The following is an 18,070-nucleotide window of genomic DNA, read 5'->3' as shown; positions in this document are numbered from 1 at the left end:
GGGGAGACTCAGCGGGATCCGCTGCTGGTCACGCCTTGCCGAGCAGGCGCCAGATCTGGTTCTTCTTGGTGGTCAGGGCGCTCGCCGGGTCGCAGGTCCACTGGTGGACGAGTGCGCCGGGTGCCGTGGAGACGGTGCTGACGTCGACGCACTTGCCGCTGTGCACGGCGACGAGCTGGTAGTCGTGGCCGTTGCCGAGCGCGGTCACCGCCCGGAGGGTGAAGCGCTGGTTGGTGCCGTTGAGGCAGGTCCACTGCTGGACGGCGGCCCCGTCGGCCGTCGAGAAGGCCGAGACGTCCAGGCACTTGCCGCTGAAGTGGTTGACGAGGGTGTAGGTGTCGGTCGCGCCGGCGACGGGGTGGAAGTCGAAGACCTGCTCCTGGCCGCTTCCACAGGTGTTCTGCTGGTACTGGGTGCCGTTGGCGGTGGACTGACCGGGGTCCTCGAGGCAGAGCACGCTGTGCTGGGCGACGGCCGTGGAGGAGAACCCGGCCGCGGCGCCGATGTGCAGGCTCGCGGGCGCGAAGGACACCTGGTCCAGGTGGGGCGCGGAGCTGGAGCGCATGGGCTGTCCGATGTCGCTGCCGCCGCCCGAGTAGACCACGCCGATGGTGGTGCCGTCCCAGTTGTAGAGCTGTGAGGCGGTGAACCTGACGGTGTTGGCGCCCTTGGTGAGACTGACCGGGACGGTGTAGTCCTCGAACTGGTTCCAGTGCAGGGTGCTGGCGAAGTTGACGCGGGTGGCAGTGCCTCCGTTGACGCTGACGTCGGCGTGCTCGGCGTACAGGTCGGGGTTGTAGTGGTTGGAGGGCAGCTCCTCGGCATTGGCGTAGCGCATGGTCATGGCGTAGGTACCGGCCGAGGGCGCGTTGACGTTGAGGGTGAGGGAGTTGGCGGTTCCGTTGCCGATGCCGGTGACGACGCCGCCGTTGGCCTGGCTGTAGGTGGTGTCGACGGCCGCGGTGCCGGTGAGGTTGCCGTTCTCGGCCTGGTAGGTGACGACGTTGCCGGTGGTTACGGCGGACGTGGCGCCGAACGGGGTGACGGCCAGGTCGTCCAGGGCGAGGGTGCCGCCGGCGCCGGTCACCTTGACCTTGTTGATGCCGGCGTTCAGGTGGACCCGGTTGGTGGAGGTGGACCAGGCGCCGGTCGTCGCGCCGGAGAGGGTTTGGTCGTTGACGGTCCGGCCGTTGACGGTGAGGTCGGCCTGTCCGGTGTTGCGGAAGCGGGCCGTCAGGTCCGCGTATCCGTCCCTCTCCGAGGAGACCCAGAACGTGGCGGACTTGCCGGAGGTGAGGTTCACCGCGCCCGCGCCGGACTGGCCCTGCGAGGTGTAGGAGGCGGTGCCGCTGTCGGACAGCGCGGCCTGCTCGGCCTCGTAGAGCGTGGTGCCCCGAACGGAGGCGTCCTGGTACTGGAGGTCGATCTTGTCGATGATGGCGTCGCCGACGGTGGTCGCGCCGTTGTCGCCGGTGGTGGCCAGGGTGACGGTGTGGCTGCCGGCGGTGAGGTGCACGGTGGCGTCAGCGTGCCCCCACACGACCCACTGGAAGCCGACCGGTATGTCGATCCTGGTCGAGGCGCCGCCGTCGACCCGCGCGTACACGTTCGTCGGGCCCTTGACGTCTGCGTCCTTGGCGTAGCTGTTGCCGAACACCGACAAGTCGTAGTCGCCGGTGGCGGGGACGGAGACGGGGAAGGAGATCACCGTGGTCGAACCGGTGCGCAGGCCTCCGACGTCCTTGGTGCCCGAGGTGGCGAACTTGCCGACGTTGCCGGTGGTGCCCTCGGTGTTGATGTTGTAGCCGCTGCCGCTGAGGGTGGCGTTCTCGGCCTCGTACGTGGCCCGCCAGGTGTTGTCGGAGGCGGTGGTGGAGCCGGTGCCGCCCGGGGAGACGATCACTTGGTACGCGGACATCGCGTCGAGGGTGATCGGGACGGTGACCGAGCCGTCGGAGCCCACGGCGACGTCGGCGTCGGAGAGCCGGGTCGGGGTGCCTGCCGCGCCGATATAGCCGCTGTAGCGGTCCTGGAACACGCTGACGTGCACGGAGCTGCCGAAGACCGCGGGGTCGATGTTCTTGATGACGGTGTCGGAGTCACCGCTGGTGCCGCCCCCGGCGAGGATGACGCGGGCCTGCTTCTTCGCCGTGTCCAGACTCGCCAGGCCCTGGAGGGTGTACGCGGCGTCGGACGCGGCGCCGGTGACCTGGACGGTGTGGCCGGTCATGGAGCCGTACCAGTTGTAGAGCCACCACTGGGCGTTGGGAGTGTTCTGGGCGGCGGCGGAGTCACCCAGGTTGCCGTTGATGTTCCAGTACGGCAGGTTGCCGTCGACCTTCTCGTCCTCCAAGGCCGCGATCCACTGCACCATCTGGCCGGGGTCGGTCAGGTGGTAGCGGTGGGCGTACTCGTTGAGGTTGACGGGGATCGGGGAGGTGACCCCCGCGGCGGTCTCCGCGGCCCGGTAGGAGTCGACGGTGCCACGGACGTCCGCCGGGCTGGCGAGGGTGTGCCAGGTGGTGACGTCGGGCAGGCAGTTGTTGGCCTTGCAGTAGGAGAGGAAGCCGTTGTAGGCGAAGGAGCTGTAGCTGGAGAGGTTGGGCCCTGCCAGCCGTGCCGCGGGCCAGATGCCCTTGATGAAGGTGTAGGTCTGGCGCCACTCGGAGTTGAAGGCGGCCAGCGTCGACGAGTTGCTGCGCATACCGCTGAACCAGTTCAGGTCGGGCTCGTTGTAGGGGATGAAGACGATGTGGTTCGCGTAGGGGCTGGCCATCGCCTGCTCGACCTGGGTCTTCATGGTCGCCTGGTAGGCCGAGTAGCTGGTGCGTTCGTAGTTGGCCCGGTACACGTCCGTCATGTAGATGAACTCGTCCCCGCCGCCGCTGTCGACGAAGGGCTTGGCGATCTCCAGGGCGTCCGAGCCGGGGTGCTGCTGTCCGTCCTGGTACTTGGTGTTGGTGGTCTGCAGCCCCATCCCCTCGATGAGGTTGTTCGTCGGCACGCCCGGCCCGTACAGGCCGTACAGCGCCCCGGAGGCGCCGCCCCGGAAGGCTCCGGTGCTGGTGCCCAGGTCGACGGTGAGGGTGGGGGTGGCGGCAGAGGCCGGCGTCGCCAGCACCGTGGTGGCGCCGGCTACGACGGTCAGCGAGAGCATCGACGTGGCGATGCCATGGAGAAGGCGTCTCGTGGTCGAGCGTCTGTGCCCGGTTCTTGGCATGGGCTTACGTCCCTTCAGCGAGCGGCTGGTTGTTGCTGCGCCGGCCCCCGTGCCGGACGTGTGGGTGGGGCGTCGCCTCGCTGGTCAGGCGACGGCGTGGTCGGTCCCGGCCTGGGCGCGACGGTGGTGATGGTCGCGGGCCAGCAGCAGGTAACCGCTGGCGGTCCAGGTGTAGGCGCGGTCGCGCAGGCCCGTGCCGGTCAGGGCGTCGAAGTTCTCCGCGAAGCCGTGGGTCTCGCACAAGGCGCGGAAGCGCACGCTGATCTCGTCCGCAAGGTGGTCGTGCCCGGCGCGGCGCAGGCCGTCCTCGACGAGGACGGTGGCGGGGGCCCAGATCGGGCCGCGCCAGTAGCCGTCGGGCTCGTAGTGCGGGGAGGCGGGGTGTTCGGTCGCCAGGCCGAACGCGGTGAGGTGGGTCTCGATCTTTTCGGCCAGCCGGTCGCGGACCGCGGCGGGCAGGCGGTCACCGAGCACGATCGGCATCAGGTCGAGCAGGCTGGCGCTCGGGGTGGGGGCCCCGCCCTCGGCCGGACGGCTCAGGAAGCGTTCACCGTCCCACAGCTCGTCCAGCAGGGCCGCCTGGATGGCGTCGGCTGTCTCGGTGCGGCGTCGGGCGTCGTCCAAGAAACCCAGCTCGTCGGCGAGTCGGGCCAGTTCGTCGAGCTGCAGGATCAGCATCGCGGCGAGGTCGGCGGTGACGGCCACGCGTCCGGCGTCGAAGGTCGTGGCGTTGTCCCAGCCGCTGTCGTTGCCGTGCTGGTAGTGCGGCAGGGCCGCGCCGGGTGCGCGCCGCGCGGTGAGCCAGAAGTCCGTCCAGCGGGTCAGCCTGTCGTACGCCTCGGTCAGCCGCGCCGGGGTGAGCGGCTGGGGGAGTAGTCGGCGCAGGTGGCCGAAGGCCCAGCCGTGGATGGGCGGCTTGACGAAGTTGTAGAGGACCTCGGAGTGGGTGACGGAGTCGGGCAACGCCCCCGTCTCGTCCTGGTGGTCGAAGGGCAGCGAGAACTGGTCCCAGGCGAGGCCGGGGGATCCCGGGGCCAGGGCGAGGGCGTTGAAGCAGTGGTCCCAGCTCCAGACCTTGTCCATCCAGTGCTTGGACATCAGCACCGCGGGCCGGGTGACCAGACCCGCCGGACGCACGGTCGCGGACCACACCACATAGGCGGCGAGTTCGGCCGCCGGGGCGCCGGCCGAGCGCCACGGGACGACCGTGTCGACGAACTCGGCGAACGACTGCCGCGCGGCCGCGACGACCTCGCCGAACGCCGACGCCGCGAGGTGGGGCCGCCGCGCACTGTCCACCTCCTCGATCGCGACCTCCCACGATCCGTCGGCCCCGGCTCCGACCGTGAGGCCGCGGTCACCGGCGCCCAGGGACTGGGAACCGTGCACGTCGGCCACCGTGCCGGACAGTACGGTGATCCGGTAGCGGCGACCGGTCTCGTAGGAGGTGAACGTGTGGGCGCCGTCCACCGGGTCGCGGTAGAAGTAGGTCCCGCTGAAGGGGGTCAGGGCCTTGGCCGCCGCGGCGACGCGCAGGCCCAGCCCTTCGCCGTGCACGCGTACGGTGTCCGGCGACTCGTAGGCGAGATCCACGCGCCCCTGCGCACCGGTCCAGCTGAGCAGGCTCGGTGTCGCCCGCACGACGGTCCTGGCCCGCTCGCCCGTCGCCGCGTCGAGAGGGACCAGGCGCAGGACGGCGTGCATGCCGTTCTGGTGGGAGACGAGGTGGAGGTCCTCGGCGCGCGTCTTCTCCGCCAGCACGGGAGAGACACCGAACCAGGATCCGTACGCGCTGAAGGGGATGTCCTGGACGGAGAAGGCCGGGCCGGACGGGACGGCGGTCATGGAAGCGGCACTCATTTCTGGAGCGGGCAGGCAGGTGTTCTGCCGGTCGGGGCGTACGGCACTCGCACGGCGGCTCCCGGGGACGGGGACCGCACGCGGCGGCCGCATGTCAGTCCTTGACGGCGCCGGCGGTCACGCCGGCGGCGACGTAGCGCTGGGCGAGGACGAGGATGACCGCGGCCGGCAGCGAGGCCACGACGGCGGTCGCCATGATGGCGTTCCACTCCTGGTTGTTGTTGCCGATGTAGTGGTAGATGCCGAGAGTGATCGGCTGGTGGGCGCCGCCGCTCGCGAGGGTGCTGGCGAAGACGAAGTCCGACCAGGACCACAGGAACGCGAACAGGGACACCGTGACGACGGCGTTGCGGCTCATGGGCAGGACGATGGACCAGAACGTGCGCAGGGCCCTCGCTCCGTCCATCTGCGCGGCCTGGATCAGCTCGTCGGGGATGCCGGACATGAACGCGGTGAAGATCAGGACGCCGAAGGGGACCGCCAGGGTGGAGTCGGCGACGATCAGACCGGGCACCGACTGGAGCAGGCCGAGGCTGAGGTAGATGGCGTAGAACCCCATCGCCATGATGATGCCGGGGATCATCTGGGCGGCCAGGAGGACGAAGCTGAGGATGCCGCCGCCGCGCGGGCGGAGCTTCGCCAGCGCGTAGCCGGCGGGTGCGGCCAGCGCCACGGTCAGGGCCACGGTGCCGAGGCCGATGACGAGGCTGGTGCCTAGGTAGGGCAACTGCTGGCCGACTACGGCCCGGTAGCCCTCCAGGGTGGCGTGGGCCGGGAACAGGCCGGGCGGGCTCTTGCGCATGTCCTGGTCGCGGGTGAGGGACACGTTGAGCATCCAGTAGACCGGGAAGAGCATGACCGCGGTCAGCAGGACGCCGACGGCCGTCTTCCCGCCGCCGCGGCGGCGTCGGTTCAGGACCGTCTGTGCGCTCGTCATGACAGCGCCTGCTTTCGCTGGGATCGGACGTAGACCAGTCCGAAGACCAGGGCGGCGACCACCAGCAGGTTGCCGACGGCCGCACCGGGACCGAAGGCGGGCAGCAGGTTGCCGAAGCCCAGTCGGTAGGACCAGGTGGCGAAGGTGGTGGACGAGTCCGCAGGGCCGCCCTTGGTCATGATCCAGATGATGTCGAAGACCTTGAGCGTGTAGACCAGCCCCAGGAGCAGGGTGATCGCGGACACCGGACGCAGCAGCGGGAAGGTGATGCTCCAGAACCGCCGCCAGGGCCCCGCCCCGTCGAGGGCGGCGGCCTCGTACAGGCCGGCCGGGATGGACTGCAGGCCGCTGTGGAGCACGACCAGGTTGAAAGGGACGCCGATCCAGATGTTCGCGATGATCACCGAGGCCAGCGACCAGGACGGGGAGGTCAGCCAGTTCACCGGGCCGATGCCGATGGCGTGCAGGGCCGCGTTGACGATGCCGGACTCGCTGTTGAGCATCCACGACCAGGTGGACGCCGACACGATCAGCGGCAGCAGCCACGGTACGAGGAACAGTGCGCGCAGGGTGGCGGAGAGCCGGAAGTGCTGGTTGAAGAAGACCGCGAGCGCCAGGCCGATCGCGTACTGGAAGACCAGGCACACGGCGGTGAACACCACGGTGTGCAGCAGGGCCGGAGCGAACGTCGGGTCGTCGAAGACGGTCCGGTAGTTCTTCAGGCCGGTGAACGGCGCGTCACCCTGGACGAAGGAGCGGACGGTGTAGTCGCGCAGGCTCAGGTCGAGGTTGCGGTAGAGCGGATACGCGTAGAAGAGCGCGAGGTAGAGGGTGACCGGGGTGAGGAACGCCCAGGCGGCCCACTGCGGGGAGGCCGGGCGGCGCCGGGGCACGGTGCGGGCCGAAGGCGGGGCGGCGGTCGCCGCCCCGTCCCGGTCGGGCACCCGCCGGTGGGCCGGCAACTGTGTCGATTGCTTCATCGGCGCGGGGGTCCCGATTACTTGACGGCGGACTGGGCTGAGCCGAGCGCGTCCTTCGGGGACGCCGAGCCGCTGAGGGCGGACTGGACGGCCTTCCACAACTGCTCGGAGATCTTGGGGTACTTGGTGCCCAGGTCGTCACTGGTGCGTCCCTTGGCGGCCTTGACCGCGTCGACCCAGGGCTTGAGCTTGGGGTTGGCCGTCACCTGCTTGCTCTGGACCTCGCTGGTGGGGGCCACGTAGGACAGGGTGGTGTCGGTTTCGAGCTGGTTCTGGCTGTTGCTCAGGCAGGAGACGAGCTTCTGCGTTGTGGCGTAGCGGCCGGTGTCGCCCTGCACCGGGACGGTGACGAACTCACCGCCCGTCGGGGCCGCGGCCGCGCCTCCCGAGGCGGCCGGGACGGGGATGACGCCGTAGTCGAAGCCCGCCTTGTCGGCGTTGGCGAGCTGCCAGGTGCCGTTCTCGCTGAACGCGTAGTCGCCGCCGGCGAACTCCTGCCAGCTGGTCGTCTGGGTGTTGTTGATCACCGAGTTGGGTGCGTAGCCCTTGTTAAGCCAGTTCTTCCACAGCGACAGCGCGGAGACCGCCTGGTCGGAGTCGAGCGCGGTCAGTTCGGCGCCGGAGCCCCAGAACCAGGGCAGGAACTGGAAGCTGCCCTCCTCCGTACCGATCGCGGAGAAGGTGATGCCCTTCTTCCCCGCCGCCTTGACCTTCGCCAGCGCGGCGGTCAGCGACTTCCAGTCCTTGACCGAGGAGATGTCCACTCCGGCCTTCTTCAGCACGGCCTTGTTGTAGTACAGGGCCAGGGTGTTCGCACCGATCGGCGTGCCGAACGTCTTCCCGCCCGACTGGCCGGCCGCGAGGAGGTTGGGGTCGACCTTGGAGGTGTCCAGCTTGTTGTCGTCGGTCGTGGTCAGAACGCCCGCCTCCGCCAAGGTCGACACCACCGGGTTGTCGACGATGAGGACGTCCGCGGAGTTGTCCTGCTGCGCCGCCAGCAACGCCTTGTTCGTCAGGTCGCTGGTGTCGAACGCGGTCCGCTTGATCTTCACCCCGGCCTCGGTGCCGCAGCCGTCGAGCAGCTTCGCCCACGCCGAAGTCTTGTCGAACTGCGGGTACGGGTCCCAGATCGTGTAGGTGCTGTCCCCGGCCTTCGTGGAGGTGCCGCCGTCGTCGGAGGAGCACGCGGTGGCGCCGGCGGTGACGGTGACGACGGTCAGGACCGCCGCGGCGAGACGCCGTCCGGCGGGTCTGTTCATGGCGGGTCTGTTCATGGCGGATCTGTGTATCGCGGTCGGGTGCATGCTGGTTCGGTTCATGGCGGTTCCTCATGGGAGTTGGCACACGGGTGCCCTGGGAGAGGTGCTCGGGGGACGCTGGGCTCGCCGAGAGGGGCGGTGAATTCCGCTGTCGGCAGTCGGCAGGGGCGGGAAGGCGATGGAAGAAGGTGGGGGGGGTGACGGTCAGAGTTCGGTAGGGGCGTCGTAGACGCCGGGAGCGGGGTCGGCGGCTTGCCTGGTGCCGGCGGGTGCGGTGCTCGCTCGCAACGAGATCGGCGGGGTGAGCAGGTGATGCCGGGCCGGTGTGCCGGGGTGGTCGAGCCGCTCGACGAGCAGGTCGACGGCGAGGCGGCCCATCTGTTCCGCCGGCACGTCCGCCGCGGTGAGCTGCGGGGTCACCGTCTCCGCCCATCGGCTGGCCACGACTCCGGTGACGGAGAAGTCGCGTGGCACATGGCGTCCGGCTTGCGCCAGCCCTCGGTAGAGGCCGCCGAGTGCGGCTTCGTTCAAGGTGACCAGGGCCGTGGTGGCGGGATCGTCGTGCAGGATCCGTTCCAGACAGGCGAGGCCGGAGGCGGCGTCGTCCCCGCAGCAGTACGTCCGGACGGTGAGTCCGCGTTCCGCGGCGGCCTTGGTGAACCCGTCGAGCCCGCGGTGGGCGGACTCGTACCCCGCCCGCAGGAGCTGTTCGGGCCGGTTGACGAGAGCGATCCGGCGGTGGCCCAGGTCCGCGAGGTGATGCACACAGGCCGCCGCGAGCACCGTGTGGTCCAGGCCCACCCACCAATGGCCCTGCGGGTGGGCGGTGCGGCCGATGGCGACGGAGGGGAAGTCGACCGCGGTGAGGTGGTCGAGACGGTCGTCCTGCAGCCGGATCTCCATCAGGATCGCGCCGTCCACCCGCCGTTCGCCGAGCAGCCGCTGGAACGAACGGTCGCTGTCCGCGCCGCTCGGAGAGAGCAGCACATCGTAGTCGTGGGCCGCGGCGGCCTCGGTGACGCTGCCGATGAAGTCCAGTTGCATGCCGGTGTAGTGGTTCCCGGCCGGCGGGAAGACCAGACCGATGGTGTTGGTCCGGCCGTTGGCCAGCGCCCGCGCACTCGCGTTGGGCTGGTAGCCCAGTTCGTCGATGACCCGTTGGATCTTCTGGCGGGTGTCCTCGGACACCGGGCGCTTCCCACTCAGGGCGTACGACACGGTGCTCCGCGAGACACCGGCCCGCTTGGCGATCTCACCGATGTTCACGGGGCTCCTCGCTGTGGACGGTCGAACCGGTTCGATGATGACAAGGAACAAGATCGGACGGATTCGCACCGTCGAACCGGTTCGCGTGAAGTGAAGGTAGGAGCAACCCGTACGGGTGTCAACGCTTCGTGCAGGATTTCCCGCAACGCCCCGGACACGTCCGCATGCGGAGGTTCTGCGCCTGATTTGCCCGAATATATGCATTTTCCCTTGCGGTTGGCGACCAAGCTCGTCGCACCGGGAGCATCCTGACCTCGCACGGAGAGCTGCCGTGCGCGGCCGCGGAAAACCGTGTGAGGGCGTTGCCGACCGCATTGCTTGATGCCGACTTGATCGAACCGGTTCGATCAACGGAACGCGTTTCCGGAGGCCCGCCAGTGCGGGAGCGCCGGGGTGGTGCAGTTTGACGGATTGAGGTCTGTGGGGCGTGGGCGGTCAGCTGACATGGTGTGGCATGCACATGCCTTCCTCACCCCCACAGGAGGTCGACCATGCACACGCGCACGTTCATTCATGGCTTCACCGCTGCCCTCACCGCCGCTCTCACCCTGGGAGGCGGCCAGGCCTACGCGACGTCGGACTCCGGCGATCAGCCGCTCGCGGCCCGCGTCGTCACCTATGACGCCGGTGCCTCGGCGGAGTTCAGAGCCGCCGTCGACCGGGGCGCGGCGATCTGGAACGAGAGAGTGGACGCCGTGGAACTGCGTCCGGCGGCCGCCGGGCAGCGCGCCAACATCCGGATCCTGGCCGACAACGGCTGGCCCCGGGCGCTGACCACCTCGCTCGGCAACGGAACGGTCTACATCGGACGGCAGGCCGTGAACGAGGGCTACGACACGGTCCGGATCTCGGCGCACGAACTGGGCCACATCCTCGGCCTGCCGGACCGCAAACCCGGGCCCTGCACCAGCCTGATGTCGGGTTCCAGTGCCGGCGTCTCCTGCACGAACCCCTACCCGAACACGGCCGAGAAGTCGGAGGTCGAGGGCAACTTCGGCGCCGCGCTCACTGGTCCGGCGCCGGTCGCGCGCCCCGTGGAGATCGTGGACTGATCGGGGTGGGTGCGCGGGGACGGCTCCCCTTCCCCGCGCACGCCGGTCAGTGTCAGCGAGGCCGCCGGGACAGCCAGGCGGCGGCCAAGGCGCCGGAGACGTTGTGCCACACGGAGAAGACCGCGGCCGGCAAGGCGGCCAGCGGGCTGAAGTGAGCGGTGGCCAGCGAGGCCGCGAGCCCGGAGTTCTGCATGCCGACCTCGAAGGCCATCGCGCGGCTCCCCGGCTCGCCGAGCCGGGCGATGCGTCCTGCCCCGTAACCCAGGGCCAGGCCAAGCCCGTTGTGCAGCACGACCGCGACGAAGACCAGCAGGGCGGCCGATTTGATGGCGTCGGCGCTGCCCGCCACCACCACGGTCACGATCACGCCGATGGTCAGCGCGGACAGCCAGGGCAGCACCGGCAGGGCCCGCTGCAGGTGACGGCCCGCCACGAGCCGTACGACGAGACCGGCGAACACCGGGAGCAGCACCGTCTTGAGGATGTCGGTGACCATGGAGCCGGCGTCGACCGGCAGGTACTCGCCCGCCAGCAGCAGCGTCAGGGGCGGGGTGACCAGCGGCGCCACCAGCGTGGAGACGGTGGCCACGGAGACGGACAACGCCACATCGCCACGGGCCAGATAAGTCACCACGTTGGAAGCGGTACCGCTGGGGGCGCAGCCGACGAGGATCACGCCCGCGGCGAGCTGCGGCGGGAGCTGCAGCAGGTGGGCGACCGCCCAGCCGAGTCCCGGCATGATGACGTAGTGGGCGACCAGCCCGAGGACCACCGCCCAGGGCCGCTTGGCGACACCGTGGAAGTCCTGCGGGGTCATGGTGACACCCATGCAGAACATCACCACGCCCAGCAGATACGGCACCGCCTCGCCCCAGCCGGTGAAACTCCCCGGCAGCAGAAGGCCGACGGCACCGGCGAGGACGACGAGGATCGGGAAGACGGTGACGGCACGTCGCGCGGAGCGGTCGCCGACGACATCACTGCCCTGGTGTTCGGACTGTTCGGGTTGCTCGGTACTCACCGGGTGAGACAACGCTTGGTCAGGGGCATGGCGCAAAGGCGTCTCGCGATGTGATCATCGGGCATCAGACGTACCGTCGCGCAGCCCAACCGGCGTCCCCCGCGAGCCCTCTCACGTCGCCTGCCCCGACGGCACGCGCTCTGGCGTGGTGGATAGGGTTGGCCTGGTGGAAATGCTGCACCTGCGCTACTTCGTGGCCGTCGCCGAGGAACTGAACTTCACCGCCGCAGCTCGCAGACTGCACATGTCGACGCCCCCGCTGAGCCAGCGGATCAAGGACCTTGAGCAGGAGATCGGGCATCGGCTGTTCGACCGCAGCACCCACCACGTCATGCTCACCCCGGCCGGCACCGCGCTGCTGCCGATCGCACGCGACGTACTGGAGCAGGTCAACTCCATCCCGTGGCGGCTGAGCGAAGCGACAGGGCCGCGGCGCAGCACCGTGTTCCTCGGCATGCCCGCCGGTGTCCACCCGGATCTGCGTGAGCGTGTCAACGCCCTTGCCGGGCGGGTCCGCGAGCGGTTCGAAGTCAAACGCTGGCCCGGTGCCACCGCGGACCTGGTCACCGCGGTGCGCGACGGCAGACTCGCGTTGACGCTGGCCCGGCTCCCGGTCGCCGACCCGGCGCTGGAGCAGTTGACGGTGATGACGGAGCGGCTCGGCGCGGCGGTGCCGGCGGACCGGTTCACCGGGCGGGACTCCATCGCGCTGACCGAGCTGACCGATCTCCCCTACGTCGCCTCACCGACGGACATCACTCCCGCGTATTTCGACCAGCTCGACCATCAGTTGTCCGAGCTCGGCGTGAAAAAGCGCATCAAACTCACCAACACGGGGTTCGGTGCGGCTTCCGAAATAATTTCCAGCGGACTGGCATTCTCTGTTTCGATGCTGGACGCCAGAAGTCCCATGCAGGGATATCGGGTGGAGAACGTGGCTATTCTTCCGTTCACGGATTTCCACCCCCGCCTGGACACGGCCCTGCTCTGGAACCGCGAGCGCGCCCAGGGCGGTGACCTCGAAGAACTCGTCGATGCCGCCCGCGATATCTTCGGTGAACCTCTCATTATCTGACTGATGGTGCGGCCCGAACGCTGTTATCGCTGTGGTCATGCCGTTATTCGCAACAAGATCATTCCGTTTTTCTTCCTTCGCCACTAACTTCGATGTCAGAGCAACGAAGCAGGGTGCGAAAGGACGAACAATGACGGACGCGACCACCAGCAACACCACCGCCGGCCCCCTGGACGGCGTACGAGTGATCGACCTCTCCACCGTGGTGATGGGTCCGTACGCAGCTCAGATCCTCGGGGACCTGGGCGCCGACGTGATCAAGATCGAGTCGCCGGCCGACACCGTGCGCGTGGGCCAGTACCGCACCACGCCCGGCATGACCCCGCTGAGCCTCAACGTCAACCGCAACAAGCGCAGCGTCACCCTCAACCTCAAGAACGCGCCCGAGCGCGACCAGGCCCTCGAACTGATCGACACCGCGGACGTGCTGATCACCAACATGCGCCCGAACGCTCTCAGCCGCCTGGGCATGACCTACGACGACCTCGCCGAGCGCAACCCGGGCCTGGTCTACGCGCACGCCCAGGGCTTCCGCAGCGACTCCGACCGCGTCGGCGACGCCGCCTACGACGAGACCGTGCAGGCCGCCTCCGGTCTGGTCGACATCGCCAACCGCGCGCTGGGACAGCCGGTCTACCTGCCGACCATCCTCGGCGACAAGGTCTCCTCGCTGACCATCGCCTACAGCGTGCTGGCGGCGCTGGTGCACCGCGGCACGACCGGGCAGGGCCAGCAGATCGAGATCCCCATGACGGACACACTGATCGCGTTCAATCTGGTCGAGCACCTGTCCGGTCACGTGTACGAGCCCGCGCAGGGCCCGACGGGCTTCACGCTGTCGATGAACAAGGGCCACCGGGCGGTGCGCACCAAGGACGGACTCGCCTGCGTGATCCCCTACAACCCGCAGAACTTCCGGGACTTCTTCGCGGCCGCCGGGCGTCCCGACCTCGCCGCGGACCCGCGCGTCAACGGCGAGGCCATCGACAGTGCCGACCACGAGGCCCTGTCCGAGCTGATCGACGAGTGCGCCCCGGCGCTGACCACCGACGAGTGGGCAGAGGTGTGCTCCAAGCACAGCATCCCGATGGCACCGGTACTGGAACTGGACCGTGCCCACGAGGACGAGTACATCCGCGACGGTCACCTGCTCGACACCGTCGAGCACCCGACCGAGGGCGCCATCCGCACCGTCGGCATCCCGGTGAAGTTCTCCGCCACGCCCGGCTCGATCCGCCGCCTGGCCCCGGTCCCGGGCCAGGACACCGCCGACGTCCTCGGCGAACTCGCCGCCCGCTGACCGGCAGCGGACGGAAAGCAGACAGCGGACGGAAAGCAGACAGCGGACAAGAAGCCGCCGACGGACAAGAAGCCGCCGGCGGACAAGAACCAGAAGGAACCAGAAGGAAGCGGAAAGTCATGAGCACCACCGAAGTGCGCACCGAACGGATCGGCTCGACCCTGCTGATCACGATCGACCGCCCACAGGCGCGCAACGCCGTGAACGCCGCGGTCGCCGCCGGTCTGGCCGCCGCGTTGGACGAACTGGAAACCGACCCCGAACTCCGCGTGGGCGTCCTGACCGGCGCGGAGGGCACCTTCAGCGCCGGTATGGACCTCAAGGCCGCGCTGCGCGGCGAGTCGCCCGAGGTCGAGGGCCGCGGGTTCGGCGGCCTGACCGAGGCCGAGTTGACGAAGCCGCTGATCGCCGCCGTCGAGGGCTGGGCCATGGGCGGCGGGTTCGAACTGGCCCTGGGCTGCGACCTGATCGTCGCCGCCGAGGACGCGAAGTTCGGACTGCCCGAGGTCAAGCGCGGCCTGATCGCCGCGGGCGGCGGCGTGATCCGGCTGCCCAAGCGGATCCCGTACCACCTGGCGATGGAGTTCCTGCTGACCGGCGAGGCGGTCGACGGCCGCAGCGCGGGCGACCTGGGCCTGGTCAACCGGGTCACCGACACCGGTGATGCCACCGCCGTGGCCGTGCAGCTGGCCGAGCAACTCGCGCGCAACGCACCGCTCGCGCTGGCCGCGGTGAAGCAGATCGTGCGCGCCGCCGACGGTGTGCCGGAGAGCGACGCCTTCGCCGTGCAGCGCGAGGCGATGGGCGACCTGATGGCCTCGGCCGACGTCCGCGAAGGCATGACGGCCTTCGCCGAGCGCCGTGCCCCGCAGTGGACGGGCAAGTGACATGAGGATCGAAGAAGTCCGGCGGAAGGTGACCACCCCGCTGACCAGCCCGGCCTTCGCGCCGATGGTCCCGAGGTTCACCGACCGCGAATACCTCAACGTCGTCTACCGCACCGACGCCGACGCGCTGCGCGCCGTTGTCCCCGAACCGCTGCGGATCGACGAGCCGTTGGTCCGGTTCGAGGTCATGAAGATGGGTGACGTCAGCGGATACGGCCCCTACACCGAGTCGGGCCAGGCGATTCCGGTCAGCCTCGACGGCGAGCGGGGCGAATACCTGCACGCGATGTACCTCGACAACTTCCCGGCGACCGCGTCGGGGCGCGAGGTCAGCGCGTACCCGAAGACGATCGGATCGCCGAGTCTCTACGTCGACCACGGCGCACTGGTGGGCACCCTCGACCACGGCACAGTGCGGGTCGCCACCGCGACCATGGGCTACAAGCACCACGCTCTCGACCCGCGAGAGGCCGAGGCACAGATCACCGTGCCGACCTTCATGCTCAAGACGATCCCGGGCTACGACGGTTCGCCCCGGGTGCAGGAACTCGTGCGCACCGAGATCACCGACATCGCGGTCAAGTGGGCCTACACCGGCCCCGCGAGGCTCCAGCTGTTCCAGCACGTGCTCGCCCCGCTGGCCGACCTGCCGGTGCTGGAGGTCGTCTCCGCGAGCCACATCCTCACCGACCTGACGCTCGCCGGAGTCAAGCCGGTCCACGACTACCTGGAAGGAAGGCCGTCATGACAAGGGAGTTGATCACGCAGCAGCCGAAGGCGCAGGAGCCGAAGGAACAGGAACCGAAGGCGCAGGAGCCGAAGACGCAGCAGCCGACGCCACGCGGGTTCCGCACCGCGGCCGTGATCGGCGCCGGCACCATCGGACTGTCCTGGACGGCACTGTTCGCCGGGCACGGGCTCACCGTACGGGTGAGCGACCCCCGGCCGGACCTGGCCGAAGCCGTCGCCGCGGCCCTGGCCGACTTCGCCCCGCACCTCGCGGCCCGGGGCCTGGACGTCGAGGGCCTCGCCGACCGGGTGCACATCGCGGCCGACGTGACCGAGGCGGTCCGCGACGCGGACGTCGTCCAGGAGAACGGCCCGGAGCGCGTCGAGTTCAAGAAGGACCTTTTCGCCACCCTGGTCCGCGAGGCCCCCGGGCACGCGCTGCTGCTGAGCTCGTCGTCGGCGATCCCGTCCTCGTCGTTCACCGCGGAACTCGACGACGCCGGCCGGATCCTCATCGGTCACCCGTTCAATCCGCCGCACCTGCTGCCCCTGGTCGAGGTGGTCCCCGGCGAACGCACCAGCGAGGCCGCCGTCCAGGCCGCCGTGGACTTCTACACCCTCGTCGGCCGCACCCCGGTCGTCGAACGCAAGGAGATCCCCGGGTTCGTCGGCAACCGTCTGCAGAACGCGCTCAGTCGCGAGGCGATCTACCTCGTCGAGCAGGGAGTGGTGACACCGGAGGACCTCGACAAGGTGATGACGAACTCGCTCGGCATCCGCTGGTCGACGGTCGGGCCGTTCCTCGGCTCGCACCTGGGCGGTGGCCCCGGCGGATACAGGCACCTGGCCGAGCACATCGGAGCGTCGATGAAGCAGATGTGGGCGGGCCTCGGCAACCCGTCACAGAACGAGGAAGAACAGCAACGGCTCATCGCAGCCGTGGAAAAGGCCTACGGCTCCTCCACGTATCCGGAACTCACCGAGACGCGCGACCGCAGGCAACTCGCCGTCCTGTCCGCGCTGGACAGCGCCGACAGGCCCGACCAGAGCGACACCACCGACAAGGGGGAGAACTGACATGACCGTCACCATGGAACCGCTCGACGACCAGCTGGTCGCGGACTTCTACGCCTACGAGGCGCTGCTGCCGGACGAGGAGCGCAAGATCCTCCTCAAGGCCCGCGCCCTCCTGCGCGACGAGATCAAGCCGCTGGTGAACGACAACTGGGGCAAGGGCGAGTTCCCGAAGGAGCTCATCGGCATCTTCCGCGGCAGCGGGCTGGCCGGACTGCCCTACGAGGGGTACGGCGAACACCGGCCCGCCGTCAGCAACCTGCTCAGCGGCATGCTGGCGATGGAGATGACCCGCACCGACGCCTCGGTTTCCACGTTCTTCGGTGTCCACAACGGACTCGCGATGTACTCCATCCACTCCGGTGGCAGCCAGGAGCAACGCGACCGCTGGCTGCCCGAGATGGCCGCGATGGACAAGATCGGCGCGTTCGCCATGACCGAGCCGCTCGGCGGGTCCGACGTCGCGGGCGGCATGCGCACCACGGCCAGGCGCGACGGCGACACCTGGATCCTCGACGGCGCCAAGAAGTGGATCGGCAACGCGACCTTCGCCGACTACGTCGTGGTGTGGGCACGGGACGTCAATGACAACCACGTCAAGGGGTTCGTCGTGGAGAAGGGCACACCGGGCTTCGAACCCGTGAAGATCGAGGGCAAGATCGCCTTCCGGATCGTGGAGAACGCCGAGATCACCCTGACCGGCGTCCGGGTGCCGGAGGCGAACCGCCTGCAGAACATCAACTCCTTCCGCGACGTCGCGGAGATCCTGCGCGCCACCCGCGGCGGGGTCGCCTGGCAGGCGCTGGGTGTGATGGTCGGCGCCTACGAACTGGCGCTGGACTACGCCAAGGAGCGCGAGCAGTTCGGTCGCCCGATCGCCCGGTTCCAGCTGGTGCAGGACCTGCTGGTGAAGAGCCTGGGCAACATCACCGCCTGCTGGGGCATGCTCGTGCAGCTCGCCCGGCTGCAGGACGCCGGGATCTTCCGCGACGAACACTCCTCGCTGGCCAAGGCGTTCGTGACCTCGCGGATGCGGGAAGTCGTGGCCTGGAGCCGGGAGATCTTCGGCGGCAACGGGATCGTGCTCGACCACGACATCGCGCGGTTCTTCGCCGACGCCGAGGCGATCTACTCCTTCGAGGGCACCCGGGAGATGAACACCCTGATCGTCGGCAAGTCGATCACGGGGCAGAGCGCCTTCGTGTGAACCGAGTGGGCCCCGTTCGAACCGAAGGGGGCCCGGTTCCACCGGGACGAGCCGCAGGGGCCGTTCCTCGCACACGACGCGAGGAACGGCCCCTGCGGTATGCGCCATGGGGTGGCCGCACCCTGACCGCAGGCCGAGGTGACCGCGCCGCACCACCGGCGCCGGCGGGCCACTGGGAAGTCCGCTTCGCCGACGCGGCCTCC

At 69.3% G+C, this 18,070-nt stretch carries 14 protein-coding genes; 7 read left to right on the top strand and 7 right to left on the bottom strand.

Features of this window, described 5'->3' with window-relative positions:
* Positions 1 to 28: 28 nt before the first annotated feature.
* The 6 genes from ABZ027_RS25895 to ABZ027_RS25870 all read right to left on the bottom strand — a co-directional run bounded on the left by ABZ027_RS25895 (position 29) and on the right by ABZ027_RS25870 (position 9,522).
* Positions 29 to 3,157 carry an RICIN domain-containing protein gene (locus ABZ027_RS25895; RefSeq protein ID WP_356772297.1) on the bottom strand — a complete coding sequence of 1,043 codons (3,129 nt, stop codon included), beginning with the start codon at positions 3,155 to 3,157 and terminating at the stop codon, positions 29 to 31.
* 147 nt (positions 3,158 to 3,304) lie between these two features.
* Positions 3,305 to 5,065 (bottom strand): glycogen debranching protein, encoded by a 1,761-nt coding sequence (locus tag ABZ027_RS25890; protein WP_356772295.1) that lies wholly within the window; start codon positions 5,063 to 5,065, stop codon positions 3,305 to 3,307.
* Positions 5,066 to 5,174: 109 nt separating this feature from the next.
* Complete coding sequence (locus ABZ027_RS25885) at positions 5,175 to 6,017, bottom strand: carbohydrate ABC transporter permease (RefSeq protein WP_356772293.1); 843 nt, start codon at positions 6,015 to 6,017, stop codon at positions 5,175 to 5,177.
* Complete coding sequence (locus ABZ027_RS25880) at positions 6,014 to 6,997, bottom strand: sugar ABC transporter permease (RefSeq protein WP_356772291.1); 984 nt, start codon at positions 6,995 to 6,997, stop codon at positions 6,014 to 6,016. Before ABZ027_RS25880 ends, ABZ027_RS25885 begins: the two co-directional genes overlap by 4 nt.
* Before the next feature lie 17 nt (positions 6,998 to 7,014).
* Complete coding sequence (locus ABZ027_RS25875) at positions 7,015 to 8,256, bottom strand: extracellular solute-binding protein (RefSeq protein WP_356772289.1); 1,242 nt, start codon at positions 8,254 to 8,256, stop codon at positions 7,015 to 7,017.
* Positions 8,257 to 8,460: 204 nt separating this feature from the next.
* On the bottom strand, positions 8,461 to 9,522 hold the full coding sequence (locus ABZ027_RS25870) for a LacI family DNA-binding transcriptional regulator (protein WP_356772287.1): 1,062 nt from the start codon (positions 9,520 to 9,522) through the stop codon (positions 8,461 to 8,463).
* Positions 9,523 to 10,013: 491 nt separating this feature from the next.
* Here ABZ027_RS25870 and ABZ027_RS25865 point away from each other — a divergent pair, with 491 nt between their 5' ends.
* Positions 10,014 to 10,574: a snapalysin family zinc-dependent metalloprotease gene (locus ABZ027_RS25865; protein ID WP_356772285.1), complete on the top strand. Its 561-nt coding sequence runs from the start codon at positions 10,014 to 10,016 to the stop codon at positions 10,572 to 10,574.
* Positions 10,575 to 10,626: 52 nt separating this feature from the next.
* Here ABZ027_RS25865 and ABZ027_RS25860 read toward each other — a convergent pair whose 3' ends face one another.
* The gene (locus tag ABZ027_RS25860) at positions 10,627 to 11,595 is read right to left on the bottom strand and encodes a bile acid:sodium symporter family protein (RefSeq protein WP_356772283.1); all 969 of its coding nucleotides are present in this window, start codon (positions 11,593 to 11,595) and stop codon (positions 10,627 to 10,629) included.
* Positions 11,596 to 11,767: 172 nt separating this feature from the next.
* Between ABZ027_RS25860 and ABZ027_RS25855 the strand changes: the two genes are divergently transcribed.
* The 6 genes from ABZ027_RS25855 (at position 11,768) to ABZ027_RS25830 (ending at position 17,867) form a co-directional block, all read left to right on the top strand.
* Complete coding sequence (locus ABZ027_RS25855; RefSeq protein WP_356772428.1) at positions 11,768 to 12,670, top strand: LysR family transcriptional regulator; 903 nt, start codon at positions 11,768 to 11,770, stop codon at positions 12,668 to 12,670.
* A 130-nt stretch (positions 12,671 to 12,800) separates the two neighbouring features.
* The gene (locus ABZ027_RS25850; protein ID WP_356772281.1) at positions 12,801 to 13,970 is read left to right on the top strand and encodes a CoA transferase; all 1,170 of its coding nucleotides are present in this window, start codon (positions 12,801 to 12,803) and stop codon (positions 13,968 to 13,970) included.
* A gap of 119 nt (positions 13,971 to 14,089) precedes the next feature.
* Positions 14,090 to 14,857: a crotonase/enoyl-CoA hydratase family protein gene (locus tag ABZ027_RS25845; RefSeq protein ID WP_356772279.1), complete on the top strand. Its 768-nt coding sequence runs from the start codon at positions 14,090 to 14,092 to the stop codon at positions 14,855 to 14,857.
* Between the two features lies 1 nt (position 14,858).
* A complete protein-coding gene (locus tag ABZ027_RS25840) occupies positions 14,859 to 15,605 on the top strand; it encodes an acetoacetate decarboxylase (RefSeq protein WP_356772277.1) in 747 nt (248 codons plus the stop codon).
* On the top strand, positions 15,602 to 16,663 hold the full coding sequence (locus ABZ027_RS25835; protein WP_356772275.1) for a 3-hydroxyacyl-CoA dehydrogenase NAD-binding domain-containing protein: 1,062 nt from the start codon (positions 15,602 to 15,604) through the stop codon (positions 16,661 to 16,663). The genes ABZ027_RS25840 and ABZ027_RS25835 overlap by 4 nt, the downstream gene beginning before the upstream one ends.
* Before the next feature lies 1 nt (position 16,664).
* Positions 16,665 to 17,867 carry an acyl-CoA dehydrogenase family protein gene (locus tag ABZ027_RS25830; RefSeq protein WP_356772273.1) on the top strand — a complete coding sequence of 401 codons (1,203 nt, stop codon included), beginning with the start codon at positions 16,665 to 16,667 and terminating at the stop codon, positions 17,865 to 17,867.
* Positions 17,868 to 18,070 lie beyond the last annotated feature (203 nt).

It is taken from the genome of Streptomyces sp. NPDC006332, assembly GCF_040612855.1.
Classification (GTDB): Bacteria; Actinomycetota; Actinomycetes; order Streptomycetales; family Streptomycetaceae; genus Streptomyces.
Note: the sequence above shows the minus strand (reverse complement) of the source record. Positions and strands in the feature narration are given on the sequence as shown.

What these genes read in the sequence shown, in the direction of transcription:
- ABZ027_RS25850 (WP_356772281.1), top strand. Translation starts at nt 12,801, where the DNA reads ATGACGGACGCGACCACCAGCAACACCACCGCCGGCCCCCTGGACGGC.
- ABZ027_RS25840 (WP_356772277.1), top strand. Translation starts at nt 14,859, where the DNA reads ATGAGGATCGAAGAAGTCCGGCGGAAGGTGACCACCCCGCTGACCAGC.
- ABZ027_RS25880 (WP_356772291.1), bottom strand. Translation starts at nt 6,997, where the DNA reads ATGAAGCAATCGACACAGTTGCCGGCCCACCGGCGGGTGCCCGACCGG.
- ABZ027_RS25890 (WP_356772295.1), bottom strand. Translation starts at nt 5,065, where the DNA reads ATGACCGCCGTCCCGTCCGGCCCGGCCTTCTCCGTCCAGGACATCCCC.
- ABZ027_RS25835 (WP_356772275.1), top strand. Translation starts at nt 15,602, where the DNA reads ATGACAAGGGAGTTGATCACGCAGCAGCCGAAGGCGCAGGAGCCGAAG.
- ABZ027_RS25875 (WP_356772289.1), bottom strand. Translation starts at nt 8,256, where the DNA reads ATGAACAGACCCGCCGGACGGCGTCTCGCCGCGGCGGTCCTGACCGTC.
- ABZ027_RS25885 (WP_356772293.1), bottom strand. Translation starts at nt 6,017, where the DNA reads ATGACGAGCGCACAGACGGTCCTGAACCGACGCCGCCGCGGCGGCGGG.
- ABZ027_RS25895 (WP_356772297.1), bottom strand. Translation starts at nt 3,157, where the DNA reads ATGCTCTCGCTGACCGTCGTAGCCGGCGCCACCACGGTGCTGGCGACG.
- ABZ027_RS25855 (WP_356772428.1), top strand. Translation starts at nt 11,768, where the DNA reads ATGCTGCACCTGCGCTACTTCGTGGCCGTCGCCGAGGAACTGAACTTC.
- ABZ027_RS25865 (WP_356772285.1), top strand. Translation starts at nt 10,014, where the DNA reads ATGCACACGCGCACGTTCATTCATGGCTTCACCGCTGCCCTCACCGCC.
- ABZ027_RS25845 (WP_356772279.1), top strand. Translation starts at nt 14,090, where the DNA reads ATGAGCACCACCGAAGTGCGCACCGAACGGATCGGCTCGACCCTGCTG.
- ABZ027_RS25830 (WP_356772273.1), top strand. Translation starts at nt 16,665, where the DNA reads ATGACCGTCACCATGGAACCGCTCGACGACCAGCTGGTCGCGGACTTC.